Consider the following 24,598-nt stretch of genomic DNA (forward strand, 5'->3'; position numbering starts at 1 on the left):
CTCGAGCCGTCCGATCCGAGTCGATCGTGTCGCCCGTCGTGAGATATAAGTTCTCGGAGGGGCCGCTACCGGTATGTCAGTCCCCGACGCCGCGACGACGGTGGCAGCCGTCGTCGACGAGATCCGCTCCGCAGTCGTCGCCGATCGCACCGTTCTCGAGGAGGTCACCGCCGGCGTGCTCGCCCGCGGGCACGTGTTGCTCGAGGACGTGCCCGGAACGGGCAAGACGCTCACCGCACGGTCGTTCGCAACCGCGCTCGGCCTCGAGTTCTCCCGCATCCAGTTCACGCCCGATCTGATGCCTGCCGACATCACCGGTTCGTACGTCTTCGAGGAAGAGACGGGCGAGTTCCACTTCACCCCGGGTCCGGTGTTCGCGAACGTCGTGCTGGCCGACGAGATCAATCGCGCGCCGCCGAAGACACAGTCCGCGCTGCTGGAGGCGATGGCGGAGGGGCAGGTGACCGTCGACGGCGAGACTCACGAGCTTCCCGACCCGTTCGTCGTCATCGCGACGCAGAACCCGGTCGAGCAGGAGGGGACCTTCGAACTGCCGGAGGCCCAGCGCGACCGTTTCATGATAAAGACATCGCTCGGTTATCCCGACGCCGAGGGAACGCGCGAATTGATCGACCGCCGGGCCGACCGCGACCGGCCGACTCCGACGGTCGAACCGGTCGTCGACCGGGAGCGAGTGCTCGAACTCCAGGCCGTTTCCGAGGGGATCGACGTCGAGGGTCCGGTTCGCGACTACATCGCCGCGATCTGTCGGTCCACGCGGACCGACGGCCGTGTCGACGTCGGCGTCTCGCCCCGCGGCGTCCAGCGGCTGTTCGAGGTCAGTCGCGCCCGCGCCGTCCTCGAGGGCCGCGAGTACGTCGTCCCGGAGGACATCAAACGAATCGCCGGGCCCGCGCTCGCCCATCGGCTCGTGTTGACTCCGGACGCGACCGTCGACGGCGTCTCGCGACGCACGGTTATCGACGCCGTCCTCGAGCAGTGTGACGTCCCGGCGATGGACCCGCAGTCAACGGACTAGGACCCACGTGCCGCCCACGACCGCGGCTACGGCGACGATCACGCCGGCGGTCGCCGGGACCGACAGCGTCGGTGCGAGCACCGTCGCCCCCGCCATCCCGAGCGCGCCGACGGGAACGCCGACGGCCGCGACGCCGCCGCTCCAGCCGAGTCGCACGAGCTGTGGCCGGCGGGATGCCTCGGACCCGATCTCGCGAGCCAGCGTCCGTCCGTACCGACCGACATCGTACGCGAACAGCGCGGCCGCGATCGGGACGAACGTCGCCACTCCCGCCCGCCCCGTCTCGAGGCCGAGCGTCGCGGTGTCGACGCTCGCCCCGCTGACGACGCCGCCCGCGGCGAGCGCGGCCGCGACGGCGGTTTCGGGATTCGTGGCCTCGCTCCGTCCCACTACGCCCTCGTAGAGCCAGGCCACAAGCCAGCCGACGCCGAGTACGGCCGCCGCCGCGCCGAAGAGCGTCGCCACGGTCGTCGTCCCGATGCCGACGACGCCGATCGCCGCCCCGAACGGCAGTCCTACGCCCGATAGCGAGCCTGCGACGATCGCGACCGCGGCGTTCCGTCGGCCTCCCGTCTGTCTCCAGACGCTTCGAGCGACGACCGCCATCGCGACGCCGAGGAGCGCCGCCCCCGTCACGGCCGCGAGCAGCCCGCGGACCGCGGCGCTGCCGGTGACCGCTTCGACGACTGGCTCGAGAGCCGGGACGAGTACCGACCCGATCGTGAGTATCGAGAGCCCGCCGATCGCGATCACAGTTGCGACCGTGACGAGCGTCGCGAGCGCGTTTCTGCTCGTGACGTACGAATCGTATCTCGAGGGGACGGTAACCGCCGCCGGCGGAACGACGAAGAGGACAGCCACGATTGCGGCGGCGGCGACGACGAGCGCGACGAGCAGTCCGGAGATGCCGTCGCCGGTGAGCCACAGCGCCGCGACGAGCGCCGCCTGCGTCCCGCCCGCCGTCTCGATGCCGATCGCGACCAGCGCACTCCCGCCGGCGAGGACCGACGCACAGAGCGCGGCCCCGCCCGTTCGCATGAGCGCGACCGGCGTCGGCTGGCCGATGACGACGCCGCAGACGGCGGTGGCGAGGGTCGCCCCGACGACCGCCGAGAGCCCGGCGACCGGCGTCCCCGCGAGCCCGACGGTCGCGATGCCGGCGAGGACGACGATCGGTAGCAGCGCGGCCCCGACCGCGACGCGACGGTCGGAGCCGTCGACGGCCCCGACCGCGACTGCGAGACCGAGCCCGATCGGGACGCCGGCGGCGACGATCGGTTGGGAGACGGCGAGCGCGAGCGCACCCACGAGAGCGGCGAGCACGAGTCCCCGTGCAATGGTCGTCGGCAGCCGGTGGTCGGGCGGGCTCATCCGGTCGTCACCTCCCCGACGACGGTGCGAAGTACCACGCCGAGCGATCGCTCGCGGTCCCAGTCGAGGACGCGAGCGCCGGTCGCACGCGCTCGAGCGAGTCGCGTCCCGCGCTCGAGAGCCGTCAGCCGCGTCGCGGTGTCGGCAGCGTCGGCAGTGACGTCCGGGGAGACGACGCGAACGTCGTACCCCCGCGCCCGAAGCGCCTCGACGAGCTCGAGCGGGTCGTCGTCGACGAACGAGGAAAACAGGTACACCTGGGCGTCACCGGGAAGCGACCTGAGGAGGGCGGCGGACGGGTCGCCCGTCTGTGAGCGGGCGGCCGCGACGTAGCCGGGCACCCGCATCGCGTCCAGCAGGGCCGTCGCCTCCTGCCTCGTCGCGGGACCGGTTCCCGGCGGGACGCTCGTCAGCCGCTGCTCGTAGATGCCGACGATGCCTGTCGGATGGCCTGCGGCCACCAGCGCCTCGAACGCTCGCCCGGCGGCGTCGGCCGAGCGCTCGACCGCCGGCACCCGCTCGGTCGTCGCCGCGCGGAACTGGTTCGGCCGCGCATCCACGACGCAGACGATTCGCGTCGACCGCTCGGCGCGGTACTCGACGGTCGCCAACTCCCGCGTGCCGGCGTACCGCCGCCAATCGATCGCGCGTACCGGATCGCCCGGCTCGTACTCTCGAACGGCGTGGAACTCGAGGCCGCTGCCGCCCTCGTCGGTGGGCACCTCGCCCGCGTACTCGTTCGTCCCGTCGCCCGGCGGCACCGTCTCGACCGTCGGCGAACAGTGGAGCGCATCGTCGCCCTCGACGCCCGCCGTCCAGGTTTCGGCGACCGTGCCGGTGAGATCGCGCGTTCGCACCGTCGCGTCGTCGAACGCGTGCTCGCCCCGCCGGAGTTCGACCTCGTACTCGAGTGTCGCCGTTTCGAGGGGCTCGAGCGTCTCGCAAGCGCGCGGCGAGCCGGAGACGACCGGCAACGCGTCCGGAACGCCGTCGACGACGCGCAGATCGACGACCGTCTCCGAGCCGGCGTTTCGGACGGTCGTTCGCACGGTCGCGGTAGCTCCCGGGCTGGCGGGTATCGGCCCCTCGCCCTCGTCGGCGTCGACGCCCTCGCTCGAGGCGTCGTGAACCGTCACGCGGCGACGGACCCGGACCATCGTCGATCGGTCGCTTCCCAGGACGGCCGCGGCGACGTACCACAGCGGGAGCGTGGCGGCGGCAACGAGGAGTTGACTCCCGACGGTAATTCCCAGCCCGGCGAGCGCGACCGTCGCGGCGACGGCCCAGTCGCCGTCCGCGAACCGGTCGACGGTTCGATCCGTCATCGATCCACCTCCTCGTTCCGCACCGTCCCGTCGTCGATCCGCTCGATCGCCGCGAGCGTGCGACGGACGCGGCGGTGATACGCCGCCCCGGGGTCGACCGCGGCTCGCAACCGTTCGCGGGGCGGCTGGGACAGGTCCTCCGCAAGGAACGCGGCGGCGATCGGATCGTCGGTCCACGTCCCCGTGCGAACTGCTTCCCGGGCCGCGCCGGCCGCGAGGCCGCGTTTCGTCGTGACGACGCGAACCGCTCCGTCGGCGAGCCGTCGGCGAACCGTCGCGGCCGACTCGTTTCGACGACAGCGGTATCGACCCTCCCCGGCGGCGAGGAGAGTCCGCGCCGTCTCGCGACCGACCGGGTGCTCGGTTACGGTGGTCGCCGCTTCCGGCGGCGGCCCCTCGACTAGCTGCGAGCCGTCCGACCGGTCGGCGGTCCACATCCACCTGCACGCGCCGACGGCGAGGACGGCCCCGATCGCCGGAAACAGCGCCGCGAACGGATACAGTAACACGGTGAGCGTCCGGACGGACGGCAGAAAGCCGCCGAAGACCACCACACCGATCGCCAGGGCGGCCCCGGCACCGACGATGCCCACCGCGATCGCCTCCGGATGGATCGCCTCGAGTCGGGTCAGCAGTCGCTGCCACGGCCCCGGCGACGAGCGCCGACTCATTCCGACCCCTCCTCGTCGGGCTCGTGATCGAGCAGTTCGCGGGCCATCGCGCGCGCCGCCGCCACCCGGTCCGGAGACGCCTCGCGACCGCCGTACTCGACGTCGCGAACGATCGCGACCAGCTGACGCACGTTCTCGGCCGGGAACCCGGCGGCGAGCGCGTCGCGGGCCACTTCGCCGGGGGTCGCCGTCTCGCGGTCGTCCACCTCGAGTCGGTCGAGGAACGCGTGCCACGCCGCGCGGATCTCGGCGCGCGGCCCGCGTGGCGCGAGCGGGGCGGCCGCGAGGTCGGGGCCGTCGTCCGCGGGCTCGTTCGACGCGTCGGAATCGTCGTCGCGGGTTCCGAACACGGCCGCGAGTATCGATCCGTCGCTGCCACTCGACGACCGACTGAGCGACCCGAGCGACGGAAGGGTCACGAACGCGCGGCCGATCGACGAGAGGGCCGGCCCGAGCGACGGGAGCTCGCGACCGCTCCCGCCGAACTCGAGGCGCGGCAGCGATATCGCCGGCAGCGATACCGACGGCCACCCGAACTGGCCGATGCCGTTCACGAACGCGCCGAGCGCGTCGGCCAGCGCCCCGAACAAGTCCGCGAGCGCGACGAACAGATCGGTCGCCCCGCCCCTGCGTCCCCGCTCGGCGTTTGCAACCAGTCGGAAATAGGTCACGACGCCGCCGATGACGAACCCGGGGACGAACACGACGACCGCCGTCAGCCGGAGATAGAGGTTTCCGACGGTCGCCGTCGCGTGCTCCTCGCCGACCGCGACCGTGACGGTCGCCTCGTCGTCGATCGGCAGCCAGACGTGGGTCCGCCCACCGCTGCCGGTCGTCGCCGTCCCGCCGCTCTCGAGGGAGACCGTCGCGTTCGAAACGCCCGTTCCGTCGGCGGACACCTGGACGGGAGCGGGCGAGCCCGGGAACAGGAACGGCGAGACGAACTCGACCCGCGGTTCGGCGACGTCGACGGTCCGATTGCCCGTTACCGGACCGCGTGCGACGTACAGATCGACCGGGCCGGCGGTCTCCGGCAGCCTCACTTCGGCTTCGCCGTCCTCGTCCGTCATCCCGACGGCGTCCCCGTCGAGGGTCACCGTGGCGTTGGCCACCGGTGTCTCTCCGACCGTCGCTTCCAACTCGAGGTCGCGGTCCGGTGCCGCCCCGCTGTGTGTGGTGATCGTTACGTCGGTCGCCACGTCGACGGTCCGCGAGCGGTTGTCCTCGGGAACCGCGACGGTCATCTCCTCGGCGTACGGCACGGTGACCGTCGCGCGGCCGATCCTGTCGACCTCCGCGACGGGCTCACCGTTCACCGTGAGCGTCTTCCCCGACGCGAACCCGCTAAAGCCGACATTGACCGTCACGTCGTTCCCCGGCTCGACCGCCCCGTCGATCTCGATCTGGTCCCCGTCCGTCGGCTGTGGCTCGTTCTCCGACTCGTTCCCGTCCACCTGCGGCGTCGTGTTGAAATCCGGCCGGTCTTCCAACGCCTCCCAGTCGCCGGCGACCGGGTCTCCGTCACCGCCAGCGGCGGGATTCTCGAGCCGCGGATCGGCTGCGGGGAGCGCGGTCGCAACCGCAAGCAGGCAACACAGGCAGCCGACGACGAACAGGAGTCGGCGCGCCCGGGTCACGCTCGCCCCCTCCGTTCGGCCGCCATCTCGGAGAGTCGCCGGACGCGGTCGTCGACGGGCGGGTGCGTCGCGGAGCCGTCGTCGACCGGCCCCGGTGGCGTGGCGGCCTCGAGCCACGAGGTCACGCGCTCGCGGCGACGGGCATCGGTCGTCGGCCGACCGATTCGGGGCAGCGACGACGTATCCGCGCCCGTCACGGGGTCCGTCGGGACGATACACAGCGCGCGAGTTTTGGCGGTTCGGAGATCCGTCTCGGGCGTTCCGGTCGTCTCGGAGAGGGTCACCAGCGCGCTCGCAAGGGCCATCGGGTTACCGGTGATCCGGGCGGCCGCGGCGTCCGCTGCGAACTCCCGGCTCCGCGAGAGCGTACGCGTCGCCCAGTCGGCGACGGCGGGGAACACCCACAGCAGCGGTGCGACGAAGACGTACGTCAGTGCCACCAGTGGGAGGAACCAGTACAGCGCGATCCGGCCACCGTCCGACAGTTCGCGCGGTTCTGCCAGCGCACGGCGGGCGAGTCGCGCCGCGTGGTACGCTCGATCGGCGGTCTCCAGAAACAGCGTCGTAATCGTCATCAGCGTCACGTCGCGGTTGGCGACGTGGGCGATTTCGTGGGCCAACACGGCCTCGAGTTCGTCGGCGTCGAGACGGTCGATCAGCCCCGTCGTGACGACGATCGTCGCGTCGGTGAGTCGGCCGACGGTGTAACAACTCGCCGTTTCGTCGGCGACGACGCGGACGGCCGGCTCCGGAATATCGGTTCGCATCGCCAGCCGTCGGACCGTTCGGGCGACGGCGTGGTCCTCGTCGCCGGCACTGCCGTGGGTCCCCGCGAGAACGCGCTGGTAGCCGTAATACGTCTGTGCGGCGAGGAAGCCGACGATCAGTACCAGCGCCGTGAGCCACGAGACCGGCAACCGAACGAGATCGAGTTCGACGGCCCCGTGCTGGAGGAAGACGATCGTCCCGCCGACGAGCCTCGGCACCAGGACGCCGTACGCCCACAGCAGCGCGAGGACGAACACGCCTGTAACCGCGACGAACACGCCGAGGACGGCACCGATACGCAGGCGAAGGGTCATGGAGGGCGTTCGGTCGAATTCCGTCCCGCGGGCTCAAAAATTTTCCCCGAACGTTTCGGTCGGGTATCGTCTTCCGCCCCCGATCGATCGCTCGGCCGCCGCGAACGCGACTGCCGAGGATCGCCGGTCGATCGACCACCGACTCATCGCTGTCGGAACGGTCGCGGGGCCGAGACGCGATCCTCCCATAGGCTGTCGATCCGAACGGTACCGTGGCGCTGACAAACATTTAATTCGCGCGAGGCTATAGCGCTAAGTATGGTCGAATCCCTCGTGGGGAACGTGCCGCTCCTGCTCTTGGTCGTTGGTCTCGTGTTGATGGTGCTCGAGGCCATTTCGCCGGGAGCTCACCTCATCGTTATCGGGATCGCCTTGGTCGGTGCGGGGTTGATCGGCGTCCTCTTTCCAAGTCCGCTCAGCCCCATCATCTTGGCGGGTCTTACCCTCCTGATCGGGCTCGCGGCGGCGTACGTCTACAACGAGTTCGACTTCTACGGCGGGAAAGGCACCGCCCGAACGACGGATTCGGATTCGCTGTCCGGCGTGACGGGCTACGTCACCGAGACGGTCACGACCCGCACCGGCGAAGTGAAACTCGACGAGGGCGGGTTCGCCCCCTACTACAGCGCGCGGACGACCGACGGGACGATCGAGGAGGGAGAAGAGGTCATCGTCATCGATCCCGGCGGCGGGAACGTCCTGACGGTCGAATCCGTCAACGCGATCGGCGAGGACGAAATCGATCGTGCGCTCGCACGCGACGAGGCAACGAAGGGAGCCGATCGGGAGGCCGCGGACGGCGGCGGCGAATCCGTCCCCGACCCGGAACCCGAGACCGAAACGGAAACCGAGAACTCGGGGTGAGAAACGCGAGCGGCCCCCAAATGTTGTCGAAACAAGGGAACGCTTTTCTCCCCACCGCCGTAAGGCCGAAATATGGTGGTCCAACTGTTCCCAATGCAAACTGCCGGCGGTGCGCTGTTGCTCGTCGGTGCTCTCGTCCTCGTCGTCGTCATCGTCGCGTTGCTCAGCGCGATCGAGATCGTCGATGCCTACGAGAAACGCGCCCTGACTGTCTTCGGCGAGTACCGCAAACTGCTCGAGCCGGGGATCAATTTCGTCCCGCCGTTCGTCTCGAACACGTACGCGTTCGACATGCGTACCCAGACGCTGGACGTGCCCCGACAGGAAGCGATCACGCGAGACAACTCGCCCGTGACCGCCGATGCCGTCGTCTACATCAAGGTGATGGACGCCAAGAAGGCGTTCCTGCAGGTCGACGACTACAAGAAAGCCGTCTCGAACCTCGCCCAGACGACGCTCCGTGCCGTGCTGGGTGACATGGAACTGGACGACACGCTGAACAAGCGCCAGGAAATCAACGCCCGCATCCGCGAGGAACTCGACGAACCCACCGACGAGTGGGGTATCCGCGTCGAAAGCGTCGAAGTCCGCGAGGTCAACCCCTCGAAGGACGTCCAGCGCGCGATGGAGCAACAGACCTCCGCCGAGCGGAAACGCCGCGCGATGATCCTCGAGGCGCAGGGTGAACGCCGCAGCGCCGTCGAGAAAGCGGAAGGTGACAAACAGAGCGAGATCATCCGTGCCCAGGGTGAAAAGCAGAGCCAGATTCTCGAGGCACAGGGTGACGCGATCTCGACTGTCCTGCGCGCCCGCTCGGCCGAATCGATGGGCGAACGCGCGGTCATCGACAAGGGGATGGAGACGCTGGCCGACATCGGCCAGGGCGAGTCGACGACCTTCGTCATGCCTCAGGAACTCACCTCGCTGGTCGGCCGCTACGGCAAGCACCTCTCGGGTAGCGACGTCGAGGCGGATGGCCACGAACTCGAGAGCCGCGAGTTCGACGACGAGACGCGCGAACTGATCGGGCTGGACGATATCGCCGAGATCATCGGCGAGATCGACCAGGAAGCGGACATGGACGTCGAAGCGATGGAACAGGAAGCGCAGGCGATCAAGGAAGGGAAGGACCCGGCCGAGATATCCGATCCCGACGAAGTCATCGAGGAGATGGATCAGGACTTCCAGAGTCAGGCCGACGGCGGTACCGAGATGGCGGCCGACGAGGACGGATCGTCCACGGGCGACTGATCGGTCGGTTGTCGACAGTACCGACGCGTTCCCAACTTCATTTTTGTTCGAGGGAAGCGAAACCCGAACAACGATTCGGCTGTCCCATCCGTTAGTATCTGACTAACCGATTCTAGTCGATGCACAACGGGGAGCGAAACCTGTTTTACGGGTCGCCCCGTTGTGGGTGGTAGGTAGTTATGACATCGCCCGATGGGGTCGACGACGACAAACGAGCGACCCTGCGCCGATTCGCCGCGCTCGGTGCTGCTTCTCCGCTGGTCGGCCGCGCGGACGCAGCGGCCGCTGACACGGGCGAAAGCGACGCGCGCGATGCGATCGCCGGGTATCTCTCGACGACGCCCGGCGCGCACTTCTCCAAGATCCGCGACGATCTCCGACTCGGGACCGGCGAGACCCAACACCACTTGCGGCGACTCGAGGACGTCGGTGCGATCGAGCGCTATCGCGACGGCGACTACAAGCGGTTCGTTACCGCCGGCCGGTTCGACGACTTCGAGAAACGGGCCCTGGGATATCTCCGCCGGGAGACGCCCCGCGGCATGCTGATCGAACTCCTCTTGAACTCCGAGACCACCGCCGGCGACCTCGCCGCGGCCCTCGACGTCTCGGCACCGACGGTGAGCAAGTACGCCGGCGAACTCGAGGAGGCCGGCCTGCTCTCTCGGGACGACGGCTACGCGGTCGAACGGCCGGAAACGGTGCTGGTGTTGGTCGTCCGCCACGCGGATTCGTTCGGCGACCGGGCTCGAGCGCTCGCCCGGAACGCGGATCAGTTCCTCACGTACGAGGGATAAGCCGGTGTCTCCCGCTGTAAGAGCATCTTACTCCGGTCCAACGAGTGACGACACGTCGGCCAGCGATGCGAGTTCGTGTGTCGCGTTCCGTGGCCGCTCCCGGTCGCGGTTGTGCGGCCGTCGGAGGAACGCGGTCTCGAGACCCGCCGCTCGGCCGGCCGTTACGTCCGTCCGGGAATCGCCGACGTAGATGCCGTCGGTGACGCCGAGGGTGTCGAGCGCGTCGTCGATGTAATACGGGTCGGGTTTGCGCCGCTCGTAACCCTCGAACGTGGGGTCTCGACCGCGGACGACATCGAAGTCGAACCCGACGTAGTCGGCGACGAACGCGGCTGTCTCGTGGCGGTTGTTGGTGACGAGGCCGATCGTCGTCCGTTCGCCGAGGTCGCGAATCGCATCGATATCGTCGTAGGTGCCGCGCTCCCCCGACCGGAGCCGGTCGTGGGTTCCCCTCGAGGCGTACGTTTCCTTCAGTTCCCAGAACCGGTCGGGATCGATCCCGAGTTCGCGGCAGTGCGTCTCCATCCGGTCGTAATCGTGATTACGAAAGTCGCGACGCTGGTCCGGCGTCGGGTCGATCCCCAGATCGGCGAGCGCTGCGTCGGCGGCGGCAGCGTACACCTGGGGGGCGGTCCGCGGCCCCTCGAGGATGACGCCATCCATATCGAACAGTACCGTCGTCATACCCCAAGACTGGGGCTCGTGAGAAAAGAGCGTTCGGCGTCGCGACGGCCGTCGCTGGCTACTCCTGACGATCGGTAAAATACGAACAGCGCCCACTGCGTCGCCGCCGCGGGGTTACGTATCGACTTTCCAGGTCGTGCTCGAGGAGTAGCCCCATTTTTCGATCTCGATATCGTAGTCGCCCTCCTGAAGGGCGGTGATGTTCGAGCCGACCTCTTTCGCCGTCATACCGAGCTCGTTGCCGATGAGGCGGGATTTGAAGTACGTCTTCGTCGCTGCATTGTTCCGGAGGTACTCCAGAATCCGCCGTTGTTTGCTCGTGAGGTCGGGGGCCATTGCAGTGCTCATACACGATCGGACGACAGGAATACCCTTAGGGGGTTTGGTACGCGCGGTTAACCCGTCGCTGTCGTGCGCTTTCCGCCGGGAGTAAGAGACGAATAACCGAGCGGAAAGCTTTCGTTGGTACGGCCAGTTAATATATATCAATTCGTGAGTGTCGTTTGTCCGTGACCGTCTCGGACGCCGGGGTTCGACCGGCCAGTTCGGGCGTCGATCGGCATCCTCGGTGCCGATCAGTCGTCGCCGTCGTAGTAGTTCGTGACGAACGGTCCGAACGCGGACGCAACGGCCTCGCCGAGCGCTTGCGTTCGGTTCGTCAGCCCGTCCGTGAGCACGCCCGCAGCGCCGTCGGCCTCGGCGATACCGTCGGTACCGAGGCGGTCGTCCATCACCGGTCCCAGTTCGGCCCCGTCGGCGACCCGTTCCGCGATCCCGTCGGGTAGACGCAGCGTCGGCCCACTGCCCCGCGCCGCTCGGTCGCCGTCCGTCACGGCCCCCCACATAATCAGGGACAGTCCCGGCGTCCCGTCCAGTCGGGCGACGCCACCCTCGAGCCCCACTCCGTAGTCGGCGTCGGTCGCCGCGAGCGCTTTCCGGGCGCGGTTCTCCGCGCCGGTGACGGTCTCCTCGATCGACCGCGGCTGTTCGGCCACGCCGGAATCCACGCCGACGGCGGTCACGGTCGGCTCGTAGCGCTCGAGCGTTCGTTCGACCGCGTCGATCTTGACGGGATTCGTGCTTCCGACTGCGAGTTCCATACCGGTCGTTCGGCGGGTGCCGATTTGGGGACTGCGTTTCCGACCGGTTTTACTGCTTCAATGTTGCTATCCATCATGCTCTTTCGCCCGAATTACTGGTTTTCGCGGGATGTGGGACCGAGATTCCGAAACCCTTAACCCTCGAGTCTCTGAACGTGGGAGGTAACGGAACCGTCCGGGCTTTTGCGATCGGTTCGGCCGGGCAGCAATCGCCATCGTATGACTAACGCACCATCGAACACGAGAGTACGACGTAGCGAACCCGAAACGAACGAACAGGAGACCGAAAGCGAGGAACAGGACCTGGCCTGTCCCGAGTGTGCGGGCAATCTCGTCGTCGACGACGAACACGGCGAGACCGTCTGTGAGGACTGCGGGCTGGTCGTCGAGGAGGATTCCGTCGACCGCGGCCCCGAGTGGCGCGCGTTCGACGCCGCCGAGAAAAACGAGAAGTCCCGTGTGGGCGCGCCCACGACGAACACGATGCACGACAAGGGACTCTCGACGAATATCGACTGGCGCAACAAGGACGCCTACGGCAACTCGCTTGGCTCGCGCCAGCGCGAGAAGATGCAGCGCCTGCGCAAGTGGAACGAGCGCTTCCGGACCCGCGACTCCAAGGAGCGCAATCTCAAACAGGCGTTGGGCGAGATCGATCGGATGGCCTCGGCGCTGGGGCTGCCGACGAACGTCCGCGAAACGGCCAGCGTCATCTACCGCCGCGCCCTCGACGAGGACCTCCTTCCCGGCCGCTCCATCGAGGGCGTCTCGACGGCCTGTGTCTACGCCGCTGCCCGGCAGGCCGGCGTCCCCCGGAGTCTCGACGAGATCGCCGACGTCTCCCGCGTCGAGAAAAACGAGATCGCGCGCACCTACCGCTACGTGGTCCGCGAACTCGGCCTCGAGGTCCAGCCGGCCGATCCCGAGAGCTACGTCCCCCGGTTCGCCTCGGGACTGGAACTCTCCGACGAGGCCGAACACCGTGCGCGCTCGCTGCTCCAGAACGCCAAGGAAAAGGGCGTCCACAGCGGTAAATCGCCGGTCGGCCTCGCGGCCGCTGCGGTGTACGCCGCCGCACTGCTGACCAACGAGAAGACCACCCAGGCCGCCGTCTCCGACGTCGCCGACATCTCCGAAGTCACGATCCGCAACCGCTATCACGAACTCCTCGAGGCCGAGGAGACCATCGGGATGGCGTAAGGACGGCGCTTGCTACACGGAACTCGCCGGACCGATATCGTTTTTGCCGCGCTCGCTCGCAGTTGGTCCCAATGGGACTCCAGTTCGACTCGTTCGTCCTCGCAGCGTCGACGGCCGCGCTCGCCGACGAGCCCGCGGCCCGCGAGCACGCCGACGCGATCGAATTTCGAATGGATCTGGCCGACGACCCTCTGGCCGCGCTCGAGGCCTACGACGGCGAGTTGCCGATTCTGGCGACCAATCGGGCCGTGTGGGAGGGCGGCAAGGCTCCAGCCGAGGGGCGACTCGAGGCGCTTGCCGAGGCGACCGCGGTCGACGCCGTCGGAGCGATCGATCTCGAACTCGAGTCGATTCTGGACGGGGAGGCGACGGCAGTGCTCGAGACCGCCCGCGACCGGGACGTCTCGATCGTCGCGTCGGCCCACGACTTCGAGGGCACCCCGTCTCGGGACGCGATGGTACGGACGTTGACGGAGGCGGGCACGTACGCCGACGTCGCGAAACTGGCCGTCACGGCCGAATCGACGGCCGACACACTCGCCTTGCTCTCGGCGACGGAGCAGTTGACCGCTCGCGGGGAGTCCGTCGCGACGATGGCGATGGGCGATGCCGGACGTCACACGCGGGCCGTGGCCCCGGTGTACGGGTCGAAAATCGGGTACGCACCCGTCCACCCGGCCGATGCGACCGCGCCCGGGCAGTACGATCTCGAGACGCTGGCGGGGCTGGTGACACGCCTCGGCTGAGAGAAACATAACGAGAATCGGAATGTTAAGGGCGACCGATCCCTACCGTCCTCACATACAATGACATGGTTCCGTGCGCTCCTCGCCGCCGGTCTCTCGGTGATAATGCCCGGTGCAGGCCACGTCCTCGTCCGGGATTGGCTCCGCGCCGCCCTCTTTGCCGGCCTCTTCCTGTCTGTTAGTGCCGTCTTCTTGCCGATCGATCAGTTGTCCGCTGTCGGACCGATAACGAGCGTCAGCGACGTCAACGCGTACGCGGATGTCATGGCCGAAGAGACGGACGTGATCGCACAGTTCTTTCTCTCGTTTATCGCCCTGTTCGCCGCGATCGATGCAACCTTTCGTGCGCTCGGCCACTCGCCCGGCGGCACCGGCGGCGCTGAGGGGCCGACCTGCCCCGAGTGCGGAAAGGAAATCGACGAGGACCTGCAGTTCTGTCACTGGTGTACGACGCGGCTCGAGCCGGCGGAGCCCGAGTCGGAGACGAACGACGTCTGAGTCCCCCGTCTCGGCCGGCGATATTACTTCTCGATGATGCTCTCCTCGACGGCCTCGCCGAAGTGACGAGCCGTGTCCTCGTAGTACAGCAGGATCTCGTCACCCGATTCGAGGTCCGTCACCGCTTTGCGCCCCTCCGACGAGGCGACCTTGATCGTCTCGGCGTTCTGGAGCAGGGTTTCGACCCGATCCCCGCTCTCGGTTTCGAGAGCGATCCGGAACATCGGGCGTTGCTCGATCTTGACGCGGCCGACGATGGCCTCGCGAGTGTTCCCTTCGAGGTCGACGACCTGGACCTCGTCGCCGCTCTGGAGCTCCGAGAGGTACTTGGTGCCGCCGTCGGGCGTGCGGACGTAGGCGTGGACCGCGCCCGCGTTGACCCGGAACGGGCGGGACGCGACGTAGGGCGATTCGGCGGTTTCGCCGTGGACGAAGACCAGTCCGCGGGCCATCGAACCCACGAGCATGCCCTCGTCGTGTTCGAGTAAGGTGCCGGTGTCGACGCAGACTCGATCGGCGCTGCCGGCCCGCTCGATGTCGAGCACTTCGGCGGACTCGAGGTCGAGGCTCTCGCGTGCGGCCTCGTCGCGGACCTCGACCGTCTTCCGGATCTCGTCGGGGTCGTCGGCGTCGAGTAAGACGGCGTCGGACCCGATCTCGAGGGTCTCGAACGCGGTCTTTGCCTCCTCGGCGCTGGTCACGCCCGCCACGAGATCGGTCTCGTCGCCGATGCGCGCGATCAAGTTCTCGAGGGGGATGATCGTCCAGTCGTCGCCGATGACGATCGTGTGGTCGGCCTCCTCGGCGGCGGTCTCGGCGAAGCGCTCGTACTCCGTCCCGAGGATGCGGACGTACGCGCCCCGGTCGAAGTCGCCGTCACGGCGCAGCGTCGAGAGGTCCGCCGACCCCGAGAAGTCCTCGGGGAGGTCGATGGTCGCGTCGCCCTCGCCGTTTTTCCCGACGACGATGGCGTCCGCCCGCGTGGCGGCGTCTCCCGTCTCGTCCTCGGCTTCGTCGATGTCGTCGACCAGGGTCACGTTTCCGTCGGTCCGAAACGCCGCGACGTTGATGTCGCCGAGTTCGCGGACGCGCTCGACGTCGTCCTCGTCGACCAGTACCCAGTCTGCGCCCGCCTCGAGCGCGGCGGTGATCCGTGCCCGACGGTCGTCCCAGTCACCGACGGTATCGTCGGCTTTTACCCAGACAGCTCGCGTCATGAATCGACGGTCGAAGGGAACCGGCTTGAACGTGGCGAATCGGGGAGGGACGACGCAACGACCGCCGAATACCGGGCGAATCGACGCGAGCCGCCGGTTCGCCGCTCGTCGCGACCGTCACCGCCGTCATTCATTTTCGGATAGTATCGGTACTCTCGATAGTAACGATTGTACGAATACTTTCTCAGAAGTTGATAATACCCGTCCGGACGATCGGTTTCGTATGGGTCAGCGCCACCTCGAGAAGAACGATGAACCGACCATCGACTGCGCCGCCCGTCGACTCGGGGTGGATGCCGTCGTCGACGTCGCCCGAGCGGCGTTCGACCACGCGGGCGAGCTGGCGACGCTCGAGTGCGGCCACACCGCTGCCGTGCTCGGTGCCGTTCGCCTCGCCGCTCGCCGCACCGGCGTCGGCGAACCCGCTCCCGAGCGGTTCGCGGAGTCGTTCGACGTCGATCCGGAGCGGGTCGCCGTGGCCGACGAGGTGCTGGCGACGTATCTGAGTCCGCCCGCCGATCGGGACGAGATCCGCTCGCTGCGCCGGACGCTCGTCGTGGCCCGGGAGGTCCGGGCCGCGGTCGAGCGCGGTCGGAACGCTGGTCCCGAGCTTCCGGGCTCGCACCTCGCTGACGCCGCGCCCTTCCTGCTCGCTCGCGCGAGCAGCCACCTCGATTCCCGCACCGACCGCGAGTACCCGGGGCTCGAGACGGCGGCGCTTCGTGACCATATCGAGCGCCTCGAAGCCGACCTCGAACTGGCTCGGCTCGGGACGAAACTGTACACGCTGGTCGCCGAGGACTGAGGCGCCCGGGGTCTCCCCGGCTGACGCCCGTGCCCGCTATCGTGGCTCGCCGCCCTCCTCGATGAGTTTGTGTCGGAACGCCCGGTAGGCGTTTTCACCCCGCGTCGTCAACTCCACCACGCGCCGCCGACCGACCGATTCGATCGTGACGTAGCCGTCCTCGACCAGCGGCTCGAGGACGTGGGTATCGAGCACGCGGAACGCCCCTTTGTCCTCGCCGGAGCGCTCGTCGGGGGAGCGACGATCGGCCATGAAGTCGAGTTCTCGATCGCGAGCGTACTCGATGAGGTCTTTCTTCTTCGGTGGGGCCGTCCGATCGTCGTGGTATCCCTCCCACGCGGCCGGGTCGGCGAGGAACCCCATGATCGCTACCTGATCGCGTGTCGGCGATTCGATCGGGTAGGTCGGCACCTCCTCGATCTCGTCGAGGCCGAACGAGACCGGCTCGTTCGTCCCGTCGTGGGCGTACTCCGACGGCTCGACGTAGTAGGCGTGAGCGTCCGTCGAGACGTCCATGCACGCGATCGTCGCGCCGATCGCCGGGATCGTGCCGGCTCCGGAAACGTTGACGTACACCTGGTCGTCGGCGTGCACGTCGGCCAGCGTCGTCACGTCGCCGAGCACCGCGTACACGTCCGTGAGGTCACACTCCCGGGTTCGGACCTCGGGGACGATCGACTCGAGTTCCGATCGCAACTCCGCGTGATAGTCGGCCGCTGCCGTCGCGTTTCGTTCGCCCGTTCCACCGTCCGTCCTGCTCGGTTTCCCACCCCGTCGCCCGCTGCCCGCGTGCTCGTCTTCGAGCAAATAGACCAGATCTGCTCGCTGGTTCCTGATCGGCTCGAGGATCCGATCGAACTCGTATCCCAGCGGCACGACGTGGACTCGCTTGACGACCTCCATACGCCGACAGACTCGTCAGTAAAAATAACTGCTACGGATCGCCGGTCGGACTCGAGTCGAATCGCCGCCAGCCGGCAGTTTCGACCGATCGGCCGACCTCCCGTCCGAGCGGACATGAACGGGGACGGGAATTTCGGCTCACTCACCACGGCGGCCGGTGTAACGTCGCCTGGAAACCCCAATCGGCGAAACGTTCAGAACGCCCGAGACCGTACAGGGTTTCAGATGGCCGCCTACGACGCGATCTGTTTCGATCTCGATGCGACCCTCTGTGAATCGACACAAGACCCCACGACCCTGCTCGAGTCGACCTTCGAGCGCGCCGGCTACGAGCCGTTCTGTACGCCCGCGGACCTGCGGACCGTCGTCCCGGACCTGCCGACCGCCGAGACGGACCGCGAGTTCTACGAGCATCTCTTTACCGCCGTCGCGGATCGCGCCGGCGTCGATACCGACGTTGCGCCCGCGCTCGCGGCGGAATACCTCGCGGTTCAGGACCCGACCGCCGTCGACTTTCGCCCGGGCGCGAAAGCGGCGCTCGAGCATGCCCGCGACCGAAGCCGTGTCGGACTCGGGCTCATCACGAACGGCGGTCGAAAGACACAGACGCGGAAACTCCAGGCGTTGGGCATCGCCGACGCCTTCGACGTGCGCGTCTTTACGGACCCGAGCGCCGGGATTCACCCAAAACCCAACGCGGCCCCCTTCGAGCACGCGCTGACCGACCTGTCCGTCGCACCCGACGCGGCGATCCACGTCGGCGACTCCCTCCACGCCGATATTGCGGGTGCCAACGCGATGGGACTCGACTCGGCCTGGCTCGATCCCGGCCGCGAGGGGGCGACCGGCGAGCACGAGCCGACCTACGAACTCGCGTCGCTCGAGGCGTTCGAGACGATCGTCTGAGGCCGGACGGTTCCGACGGTCGAGACGGCGTCGCCGTTATCGGTCGGGGAGGAGATCCGTGTGCACCACGGCCCGATACTGCGTGTCCGTCCCTTCCTCGAGTCGCTTGAGCAGGGCCGCCGCGTCCGGGAAGCTCTCGGGGAGTTCGAACGCGTCGGACGCCGCGTCGTCGCGTTGCTTACAGAGCTTGACGAACGCGACCAGCGCGTCGTAGGTCCCGCTGCGGGCGTAGACCACGCCGATGTCCCGCTCGAACCCCTCGCGCCAGCGCTCGATCACCGGTTCGACCGCGCGCCGCGGCCGTCGCATTCGCTCGGCCAGTTCGTCGGTGTCGATGCCGGTGTCGCCCTCGCCGGTCAGGTCCTCGAAGGCCGCCTGCATGTCGTCTGTTTCGGCCTCGAGCGCCGGCGCATCCGCTTCCGCCTCGAGCAACTCGGCGAACGCCTCGAGTTCCGCGCGGCGGACCGCGACGGGGTAGACGAAATCGTGGGTCTCCTTCGGGAGCGTGTACGACTTCGCTGCGACGCCTTGCTCGCCGGGACCTGACTTGCCCAGCATTAAGTCGAGTATTCCCATACTCGAAACAGGTATGGTCAGTCGAATAAGCCTTCCGCGCTCGACTAGTCGTACGCGGGTGCCCAGTGCGGGAGCGATGACACGCCGTTCGTCTCCGGGTGTGGAATCAGGCTGCCCGCACTGGAGCGATGCCCTCGTACTCGAGATCGATTACCACTCGTCGCCGAGCGCCGCCTTCGTGCCGCCGTAGCCGCTCGCGGTTTTCCACGTTCGTCCGCTGTCCGTATGTTCGACCGCGTACGCGTCGCCGCAACTCCCACAGCGGTACTGCTCGGGCGATCTCACCGGTTTCGACGCGCGATGGCGGGTGGCTCGCCAGTCGCAGTCGACCGCGAGACACCGCAGAACGTACCGCGGCTCCGTGAACGGCTCGCAGTAGCGCGGTGCCTCGAGCGCCGCGGCCCGCTCGCGGAATCGGTCGCCATGATCCGATTCGCCGAACCGCTGGAACTCCCAGGCGTGGACGAGTTCGTGGCGGACCACTCCCGCGAACGTGGACCAGTCGTACCGCTCGTACGCACGCCGGGCGAGGACGATGGTCGCCATCTCGCGGTCGGCCCGCCAGCGACAGCGCCCCGCTCGCCGCCTCGCCCGCGGCGACACCGTCCACTCGAGGCTCTCGAGGTCGACCGCGAGATCGGACCCGTCGACGACCTCGCGGGCGTGCCGCCGCGCCCTGGCAATGATCTCGTCCGCGAGCGTGCGTTCCTCGCCGTCGGTCACGGACTCGAAACGGGAGCGAGACGCCGAAACCCTTCCGATCGAGGTCGCTCCGGACCGATGCCGGAGCCGTCGCGCTCGACAGCGACGAGACGCCGCGCGGTCGTGTTAACAACATAGGCGAAGAATTTTGTTATGATTAGCATAGAAAACGCCGATTAATAGCAGTTGAATTAATAACACTGCGCTCCGAGTCTGACCCACGATGGGTCGGAACGAGTCGACTCGCTCTCACGACGGCCACGGGCACGGACACGACCACAGCGGGGACACGACGAGCAGCCGCAAGCTCGCCGCCGTCTCGCTGATCAACGTCGTCGGCTTCGTCGTCGAACTCGCGGGCGGACTGGCGTTCGGTTCGGTCGCGCTCATCAGTGACGCCGTCCACATGCTGTTCGACGCGCTCGCGTACGTGATGGCCTTCGCCGCCGCCTCCATCGCCGAAGGATACGACAACGGAGAGCGCTGGTCGTACGGTCTCCACCGCCTCGAGCCATTTGCCGCCTTCCTCAACGGCCTGTTGCTGCTGCCGATGGTCGGGTTCATCCTCTGGGAGTCGTATCAGCGATTCCTCGATCCCATCGCGATCGGGACTGGACCGACGATCGCCATCGCGATCGGGGGGCTGCTCGTCAACGTCGGCTCGGTCGTCGTCCTCCACGGCGACGCGATGAGCCTCAACGAGAAGGGGGCGTTCTACCACCTGCTCGGTGACGCCGGCGGCTCGATCGCCGTCATCGTCTCGGTGCTGGCCGTCGAGGTGACCGGTATCCGCGCCGTCGACCCGATCACCGCGGCGCTGATCGCCGCCGTCGTGGCCTGGTCGGCGATCACCGTCCTGCGCGGCAGCGGCGAGATCTTCTTCCTCAAGACGCCCCTCGAGAGCGGCGAGATCCGCGCCCACCTCACCGAGATCGAGGGCGTCGACCGCGTCGATGACTTCCACGCGTGGCAGATCTGCAGCCAGATCACGGTCGCGACGGTCCACGTCGAAACCGGCGTCGAGACGATGGCCGAGGCCGAGACGGTCGTCGGCCGCGTCCACGACGCACTCGACCGCCACGGCGTCGATCACGCCACCGTCGAACTGAGCCCGCGGTACGCCGATCGGGACGTCTACCTCGATACGCACTGTCACTGAGGGCCGGCGCGTCGCGAGCGCCGCCGCTGTAGACCGGTCGAACGCACCGGGAGAACGAGAGAATCAGGCCTCGAGCGCCAGTCCCGACTCGGCCAGTGCCTCGTCGGTCGAGAGATCCTCGTGGACGACGCCGGAGACCGCCCGCGCGATGGCCGCCGGGGTTTCGTGCTGGAAGACCGATCGGCCCATGGAGACACCGGCACCGCCGGCGTCCATCACGCCGCGGACCATTTCGATCGTCTCGCGGTCGGTCCCCTTCGAGCCGCCGGCGATGACGACGGGCAGCCGCGTCGACTCGACGACGTGCTGGAAGCTCTCGGCGTCGCCGCTGTACCCCGTTTTGACGATGTCAGCGCCGAGTTCCTCGGCGAGTCGAACCGCGTGGCCGAGCGCTTCGGGGTCCGTCGAGTCGACGCCGGGGCCGCGGGCGTAGGCCATCGCGAGGACCGGCATGCCGAACCGCTGGGCCTGCTCGGTGACTTCCGAAAGCTGGCTGATCTGGTCGGGTTCGTAGTCCGAGCCGACGTTGATGTGGAAGGAGACGGCGTCGGCACCGACCCGGATAGCCTCCTCGACGGTCCCAGTCATGCGCTTGTCCTGCTCGTCGGGACCGATCGTCGTCGAGCCGTTGAGGTGGACGATGTAGCCCTTGTCGTTTTTGTTGTCGTGGACGCGCGGCGCGATCCCCTTCTGCGTGAGCACCGCGTCCGCCCCGCCGCTCGTTACGCCGTCGATCGTCGATTCGATGTCTTTCAGTCCCTGGACGGCACCCATCGTGATACCGTGGTCCATGGGAATGATCACGTACGATCCGTCTGTCCCGATCCGGTCGAGTCGTGCGTCGATTCCTGTGGTCATTGCGGGAGTGTAGCAAGCTTGCAGTTATGGCTGTTCTGGTTCCGGCTGTTTCTCGTGATCGTCCGTGATAGTGTCCGCACCGCGGCGTGCGCCGCGTTTGAGTTCCGCGGCTTTCGCCTCGAGTGCGGCGGCCGCGTCGCTCGAGGCAACACCCCGGGACGCCGTCTCGGAGCCCGTCGGGCCGTGTGCAGCGATGATGTCGACCAGGGCGCTCCCGACGATGACGCCGTCCGCGCCGGCATCGACGATTTCGGCCGCGTGGTCGCCCTCGCTGACGCCGAACCCGACCGCCTTGGGAACGTCGTACTCCGAGAGCCGCGCGAGGCTGTCGTGGGTCGCACCCGAGACGTTCTCGCGTGCGCCCGTCGTCCCGAGACGCGCCTGGACGTAGGCGAAGCCCGACACGTGAGACATGATCCGGTCTAAGCGCTCGCCCTCGGTCGTCGGCGCGATGATGAAGACGAGATCGAGCCCGGTGTCGTCGCAGGCCTCCCGCAGCGGATCGGCCTCCTCCGCGGGCAGGTCGGGGACGATGATCCCCGAGAGACCGGCCTCGGCGGCGCGCTCGACGAACGGTCGCACGTCGGGCTCGGCACCGTACTGGAGGATCATGTTGTAGTACGTCATCACCAGCAGCGGTGCCTCGGTCTCGAGGTCGGCGACCAACTCGAAGAAGCCCTCGGGGGTCGTGCCGGCCTCGAGCGCACGATTGATCGCGGCCTGGATCGTCGCTCCCTCCGCGACCGGCTCCGAGAACGGGAGGCCGAGTTCGATCAGGTCCGCGCCGCCCCGGTCGAGTGCCTCGACGTACGCTTTCGTGTCCGCGAGCGAGGGGTCGCCCGCCGTAATGTAGGTGATGAGCGCGGGGTGGTGCTCCCTGATCGCCGCTTCGACGTCGCTGTCGTACTCGTCGACAGGCGACCCTCCGGCGTCGGTCATCCGTCGAACACCTCCACGTCCGGCGCGGCCTCGAGATCGCGGGTCTCGGTTTCCTCGAGTACGGTCTCGAGGTCCTTGTCCCCGCGGCCGGAGACGTTGACGACGACGAGGTCGCCGAGGTCCTCGTCCCGCGGCCGTTGCCCGCCTGCCGTCTCCCCGGCCGGTCCCGCCGCGCGCTCGAGATAGCCCAGCGCGTGACTCGATTCGAGCGCCGGAATGATCCCCTCGAGCCGCGAGAGACGGTGAAAGCCGTCGAGCGCGGCTTCGTCGTCGACGGTCGCGGGCACGACTCGTCCCGTCTCGACGAGATGCGAAAGCTCCGGCCCGACGCCGGCGTAGTCGAGACCGGCGCTGACGCTGTGGGATTCGACGATCTGGCCGTCGGTTCCCTGGAGGAGCTTCGTCATCGCGCCGTGAAGCACCCCGTCGGTTCCCGTCGAGAGCGTCGCGGAGTTCGGTGCCAGACCCGCGTCCTCGTCGATCTCGAGGCTCGAACCGCCGGCCTCGACGGCGTGGAGGGCGACCTCGTCGTCGGGTACGAAGGCGTGGAACGTCCCCATCGTGTTCGAGCCGCCGCCGGCGCAGGCGACGACGCTGTCAGGGAGCCGACCCGCCTGTTCCCGGATCTGCGTTCGAGTTTCGTCGCCGATAACTGCCTGGAAGTCCCGGACCATCTTCGGGAACGGGTGCGGGCCGACGACCGAGCCGATCACGTAGTGGGTCCGCTCGACGGTCGTCGCCCAGTCGCGCATCGTCTCGTTGATCGCCTCCTTCAACGTCCCGCTGCCGGCCTCGACGGGGTTCACGTCGGCCCCGTTCATCCGCATGCGGTAGACGTTGGGGCGCTGGCGATTGACGTCCGTTCGACCCATATAGATCTCGCAGGGCATGTCGAGATGGGCCGCGGCCATCGCCGTCGCGGTGCCGTGCTGGCCGGCCCCGGTCTCGGCGATGATCCGCTCTTTACCCATGTATTTCGCCAGGAGAACCTGTCCGAGCGCGTTGTTGAGCTTGTGAGCCCCGCCGTGGAGGAGGTCCTCGCGTTTGAGGTAGATCTCGCGGTCGTAGCGCTCGCTCAGGCGATCCGCGCGCTGGAGCGGCGTCGGTCGGCCGCCGAAGTCCCGCATTCGCTCGCGGAACTCGTCCATGAAGCCGTCCTCGTTCTCGAGGACGTACCGCTCGTAGGCGTCCTCGAGTTCCTGCAGGGCCGGCATCAGTGCCTCGGGAACGTACTGGCCGCCGTAGTCGCCGAACGTCCCGGCCCGCCCGGATTCACTCTCGTCGTCGTGTTCGTGTTCCATGCTCATGTCTGGCTGTCTCCGTCGTGGTCCGTCGTCGCGGACGCCCTCGTCGAGTCCGCGGCGTTCATCGATTCCGCTCGAACGAGCCGTCGCGTGTTCTCGGTTACGTCGCTATCGCCGCCGTGGTCCATGATGGCGCTGCCGACCAGCAGGGCGTCGGCATCCGCCTCCCGCATCCGCCGGACGTCGGCCGGCGACGACACCCCGCTCTCCGCGATCAGCGTTACGTCCTCGGGGACGTCGGGTGCGACCGACTCGACGGTTCCGAGATCGACCTCGAGGGTCGCCAGATCGCGGTTGTTCACCCCGATCAGGTCCGTACCCGCTTCGAGGGCGGTCTCGAGTTCGTCCCGGTCGTGGACCTCCACGAGGGGCTGCAACCCGCGCTCGCGGGCGGCCGCCACGAGGCCCTCGAGATCGTCGACGAACCTGGCGATCAATAGGAGCAGGTCCGCTTCGACGAGGTCCAGTCCGTCCTCGTCAACCACGAAGTCCTTCCGCAGGACCGGAACGTCGACGGCCTCCCGAATCCGGGTCAGCGCCTCGGGCGAACCGCCGAAGTGGCTCGGCTCCGTCAGCACCGAGATCGCCGCCGCGCCGCCCGCGACCATCGCTCGAGCCAGTTCGACCGGATCGTCGTCTCGAGTCCCTTCGGCCGTCGGACTCGTCGGTTTCACCTCCGCGATCAGTGGCACTCGCCCGTCGGCCTCGGCGTCGGCCAGCGTGTCGGCCAGCGGGCGCGCGTCCACGTCGACGACGCCCTCACCGCCGGCACGCTCCCGTGCGGCCGCGAGTATCGACTGCACCGCGGGGGCGAGCTCCGTATCGGAGTTCATTATTGTACATCGACGTACTCATATGTACATAAGGCTTGCGTCACGTCCCGATCTTTGCCTCGAGAACGACGCCCTCGACGCGGTTGGACGTGCGGGAGAACTGGAGCCGCCGCCTTCCACGGTGACGGTCC

26 protein-coding genes are annotated in these 24,598 nt (G+C 68.0%); 10 read left to right on the top strand and 16 right to left on the bottom strand.

Features of this window, described 5'->3' with window-relative positions; genetic code table 11:
• Window positions 1–73 precede the first annotated feature (73 nt).
• Window positions 74–1,039 (top strand): AAA family ATPase, encoded by a 966-nt coding sequence (locus ALTAJ2_RS13305; protein WP_007107701.1) that lies wholly within the window; start codon window positions 74–76, stop codon window positions 1,037–1,039.
• Here ALTAJ2_RS13305 and ALTAJ2_RS13310 read toward each other — a convergent pair.
• From ALTAJ2_RS13310 to ALTAJ2_RS13330, 5 genes are read right to left on the bottom strand one after another with little or no spacing between them, the layout of a single operon-like run.
• A complete protein-coding gene (locus ALTAJ2_RS13310) occupies window positions 1,028–2,410 on the bottom strand; it encodes a hypothetical protein (RefSeq protein ID WP_007107702.1) in 1,383 nt (460 codons plus the stop codon). The two genes, ALTAJ2_RS13305 and ALTAJ2_RS13310, sit on opposite strands and share 12 nt — an antisense overlap.
• Window positions 2,407–3,735, bottom strand: coding sequence for a DUF58 domain-containing protein (locus ALTAJ2_RS13315; RefSeq protein ID WP_007107703.1), 1,329 nt, complete (start codon window positions 3,733–3,735; stop codon window positions 2,407–2,409). The genes ALTAJ2_RS13310 and ALTAJ2_RS13315 overlap by 4 nt, the downstream gene beginning before the upstream one ends.
• Window positions 3,732–4,406, bottom strand: a complete 675-nt coding sequence (locus ALTAJ2_RS13320; RefSeq protein ID WP_007107704.1) for a DUF7269 family protein — start codon at window positions 4,404–4,406, stop codon at window positions 3,732–3,734. The genes ALTAJ2_RS13315 and ALTAJ2_RS13320 overlap by 4 nt, the downstream gene beginning before the upstream one ends.
• Complete coding sequence (locus ALTAJ2_RS13325; protein ID WP_007107705.1) at window positions 4,403–6,043, bottom strand: DUF4129 domain-containing protein; 1,641 nt, start codon at window positions 6,041–6,043, stop codon at window positions 4,403–4,405. The genes ALTAJ2_RS13320 and ALTAJ2_RS13325 overlap by 4 nt, the downstream gene beginning before the upstream one ends.
• Window positions 6,040–7,125, bottom strand: coding sequence for a M48 family metalloprotease (locus ALTAJ2_RS13330; protein ID WP_007107706.1), 1,086 nt, complete (start codon window positions 7,123–7,125; stop codon window positions 6,040–6,042). The genes ALTAJ2_RS13325 and ALTAJ2_RS13330 overlap by 4 nt, the downstream gene beginning before the upstream one ends.
• Before the next feature lie 258 nt (window positions 7,126–7,383).
• Here ALTAJ2_RS13330 and ALTAJ2_RS13335 point away from each other — a divergent pair, with 258 nt between their 5' ends.
• The 3 genes from ALTAJ2_RS13335 (at window position 7,384) to ALTAJ2_RS13345 (ending at window position 10,037) form a co-directional block, all read left to right on the top strand.
• Window positions 7,384–7,989: an NfeD family protein gene (locus ALTAJ2_RS13335; protein ID WP_007107707.1), complete on the top strand. Its 606-nt coding sequence runs from the start codon at window positions 7,384–7,386 to the stop codon at window positions 7,987–7,989.
• A gap of 72 nt (window positions 7,990–8,061) precedes the next feature.
• On the top strand, window positions 8,062–9,240 hold the full coding sequence (locus ALTAJ2_RS13340; RefSeq protein ID WP_007107708.1) for an SPFH domain-containing protein: 1,179 nt from the start codon (window positions 8,062–8,064) through the stop codon (window positions 9,238–9,240).
• 179 nt (window positions 9,241–9,419) lie between these two features.
• Window positions 9,420–10,037 carry a winged helix-turn-helix transcriptional regulator gene (locus ALTAJ2_RS13345; protein WP_007107709.1) on the top strand — a complete coding sequence of 206 codons (618 nt, stop codon included), beginning with the start codon at window positions 9,420–9,422 and terminating at the stop codon, window positions 10,035–10,037.
• 27 nt (window positions 10,038–10,064) lie between these two features.
• Here ALTAJ2_RS13345 and ALTAJ2_RS13350 read toward each other — a convergent pair whose 3' ends face one another.
• From ALTAJ2_RS13350 to yjjX, 3 genes are all read right to left on the bottom strand, one after another.
• Complete coding sequence (locus ALTAJ2_RS13350; protein ID WP_007107710.1) at window positions 10,065–10,721, bottom strand: HAD family hydrolase; 657 nt, start codon at window positions 10,719–10,721, stop codon at window positions 10,065–10,067.
• A 114-nt stretch (window positions 10,722–10,835) separates the two neighbouring features.
• A complete protein-coding gene (locus tag ALTAJ2_RS13355) occupies window positions 10,836–11,057 on the bottom strand; it encodes a DUF7123 family protein (protein ID WP_006186431.1) in 222 nt (73 codons plus the stop codon).
• A gap of 239 nt (window positions 11,058–11,296) precedes the next feature.
• Window positions 11,297–11,821 (bottom strand): inosine/xanthosine triphosphatase, encoded by a 525-nt coding sequence (yjjX, locus tag ALTAJ2_RS13360; protein WP_007107711.1) that lies wholly within the window; start codon window positions 11,819–11,821, stop codon window positions 11,297–11,299.
• A 219-nt stretch (window positions 11,822–12,040) separates the two neighbouring features.
• Here yjjX and ALTAJ2_RS13365 point away from each other — a divergent pair, with 219 nt between their 5' ends.
• The 3 genes from ALTAJ2_RS13365 (at window position 12,041) to ALTAJ2_RS13375 (ending at window position 14,265) form a co-directional block, all read left to right on the top strand.
• Window positions 12,041–13,021, top strand: coding sequence for a transcription initiation factor IIB (locus tag ALTAJ2_RS13365; RefSeq protein WP_006186429.1), 981 nt, complete (start codon window positions 12,041–12,043; stop codon window positions 13,019–13,021).
• A gap of 71 nt (window positions 13,022–13,092) precedes the next feature.
• On the top strand, window positions 13,093–13,767 hold the full coding sequence (locus ALTAJ2_RS13370) for a type I 3-dehydroquinate dehydratase (protein WP_007107712.1): 675 nt from the start codon (window positions 13,093–13,095) through the stop codon (window positions 13,765–13,767).
• Window positions 13,768–13,827: 60 nt separating this feature from the next.
• Window positions 13,828–14,265 carry a zinc ribbon domain-containing protein gene (locus ALTAJ2_RS13375; RefSeq protein ID WP_007107713.1) on the top strand — a complete coding sequence of 146 codons (438 nt, stop codon included), beginning with the start codon at window positions 13,828–13,830 and terminating at the stop codon, window positions 14,263–14,265.
• A 23-nt stretch (window positions 14,266–14,288) separates the two neighbouring features.
• Here the strand turns inward: ALTAJ2_RS13375 and ALTAJ2_RS13380 are convergent, their stop codons facing one another.
• On the bottom strand, window positions 14,289–15,482 hold the full coding sequence (locus tag ALTAJ2_RS13380; protein ID WP_050031473.1) for a 3-dehydroquinate synthase II: 1,194 nt from the start codon (window positions 15,480–15,482) through the stop codon (window positions 14,289–14,291).
• 223 nt (window positions 15,483–15,705) lie between these two features.
• On the opposite strand from ALTAJ2_RS13380, the gene ALTAJ2_RS13385 reads away from it, so the two are divergent.
• Complete coding sequence (locus ALTAJ2_RS13385) at window positions 15,706–16,287, top strand: hypothetical protein (RefSeq protein ID WP_049899643.1); 582 nt, start codon at window positions 15,706–15,708, stop codon at window positions 16,285–16,287.
• A gap of 36 nt (window positions 16,288–16,323) precedes the next feature.
• On the opposite strand, the gene ALTAJ2_RS13390 is transcribed toward ALTAJ2_RS13385, so the two are convergent.
• A complete protein-coding gene (locus tag ALTAJ2_RS13390) occupies window positions 16,324–17,190 on the bottom strand; it encodes an HFX_2341 family transcriptional regulator domain-containing protein (RefSeq protein WP_007107717.1) in 867 nt (288 codons plus the stop codon).
• A gap of 225 nt (window positions 17,191–17,415) precedes the next feature.
• On the opposite strand from ALTAJ2_RS13390, the gene ALTAJ2_RS13395 reads away from it, so the two are divergent.
• Window positions 17,416–18,096: an HAD family hydrolase gene (locus ALTAJ2_RS13395; RefSeq protein ID WP_007107718.1), complete on the top strand. Its 681-nt coding sequence runs from the start codon at window positions 17,416–17,418 to the stop codon at window positions 18,094–18,096.
• Between the two features lie 36 nt (window positions 18,097–18,132).
• Here the strand turns inward: ALTAJ2_RS13395 and ALTAJ2_RS13400 are convergent, their stop codons facing one another.
• Window positions 18,133–18,672: a hypothetical protein gene (locus ALTAJ2_RS13400; RefSeq protein WP_049899644.1), complete on the bottom strand. Its 540-nt coding sequence runs from the start codon at window positions 18,670–18,672 to the stop codon at window positions 18,133–18,135.
• A gap of 150 nt (window positions 18,673–18,822) precedes the next feature.
• Entirely contained in the window at window positions 18,823–19,395 is a 573-nt protein-coding gene (locus ALTAJ2_RS13405; protein ID WP_007107720.1) for a SprT family zinc-dependent metalloprotease, read from the bottom strand.
• Window positions 19,396–19,597: 202 nt separating this feature from the next.
• Here ALTAJ2_RS13405 and ALTAJ2_RS13410 point away from each other — a divergent pair, with 202 nt between their 5' ends.
• Window positions 19,598–20,533: a cation diffusion facilitator family transporter gene (locus ALTAJ2_RS13410; RefSeq protein ID WP_007107721.1), complete on the top strand. Its 936-nt coding sequence runs from the start codon at window positions 19,598–19,600 to the stop codon at window positions 20,531–20,533.
• Between the two features lie 63 nt (window positions 20,534–20,596).
• On the opposite strand, the gene ALTAJ2_RS13415 is transcribed toward ALTAJ2_RS13410, so the two are convergent.
• From ALTAJ2_RS13415 to trpC, 4 genes are read right to left on the bottom strand one after another with little or no spacing between them, the layout of a single operon-like run.
• Entirely contained in the window at window positions 20,597–21,391 is a 795-nt protein-coding gene (locus ALTAJ2_RS13415; protein WP_007107722.1) for a 2-amino-3,7-dideoxy-D-threo-hept-6-ulosonate synthase, read from the bottom strand.
• A 24-nt stretch (window positions 21,392–21,415) separates the two neighbouring features.
• Window positions 21,416–22,330, bottom strand: coding sequence for a tryptophan synthase subunit alpha (trpA, locus tag ALTAJ2_RS13420; RefSeq protein ID WP_007107723.1), 915 nt, complete (start codon window positions 22,328–22,330; stop codon window positions 21,416–21,418).
• Window positions 22,327–23,637, bottom strand: a complete 1,311-nt coding sequence (gene trpB, locus ALTAJ2_RS13425; RefSeq protein WP_007107724.1) for a tryptophan synthase subunit beta — start codon at window positions 23,635–23,637, stop codon at window positions 22,327–22,329. The genes trpA and trpB overlap by 4 nt, the downstream gene beginning before the upstream one ends.
• On the bottom strand, window positions 23,634–24,467 hold the full coding sequence (trpC, locus tag ALTAJ2_RS13430) for an indole-3-glycerol phosphate synthase (protein ID WP_007107725.1): 834 nt from the start codon (window positions 24,465–24,467) through the stop codon (window positions 23,634–23,636). Before trpC ends, trpB begins: the two co-directional genes overlap by 4 nt.
• Between the last annotated feature and the right edge of the window lie 131 nt (window positions 24,468–24,598).

The sequence above is a fragment of the Natrinema altunense genome, from assembly GCF_000731985.1.
Taxonomy (GTDB): Archaea; Halobacteriota; Halobacteria; order Halobacteriales; family Natrialbaceae; genus Natrinema; species Natrinema altunense.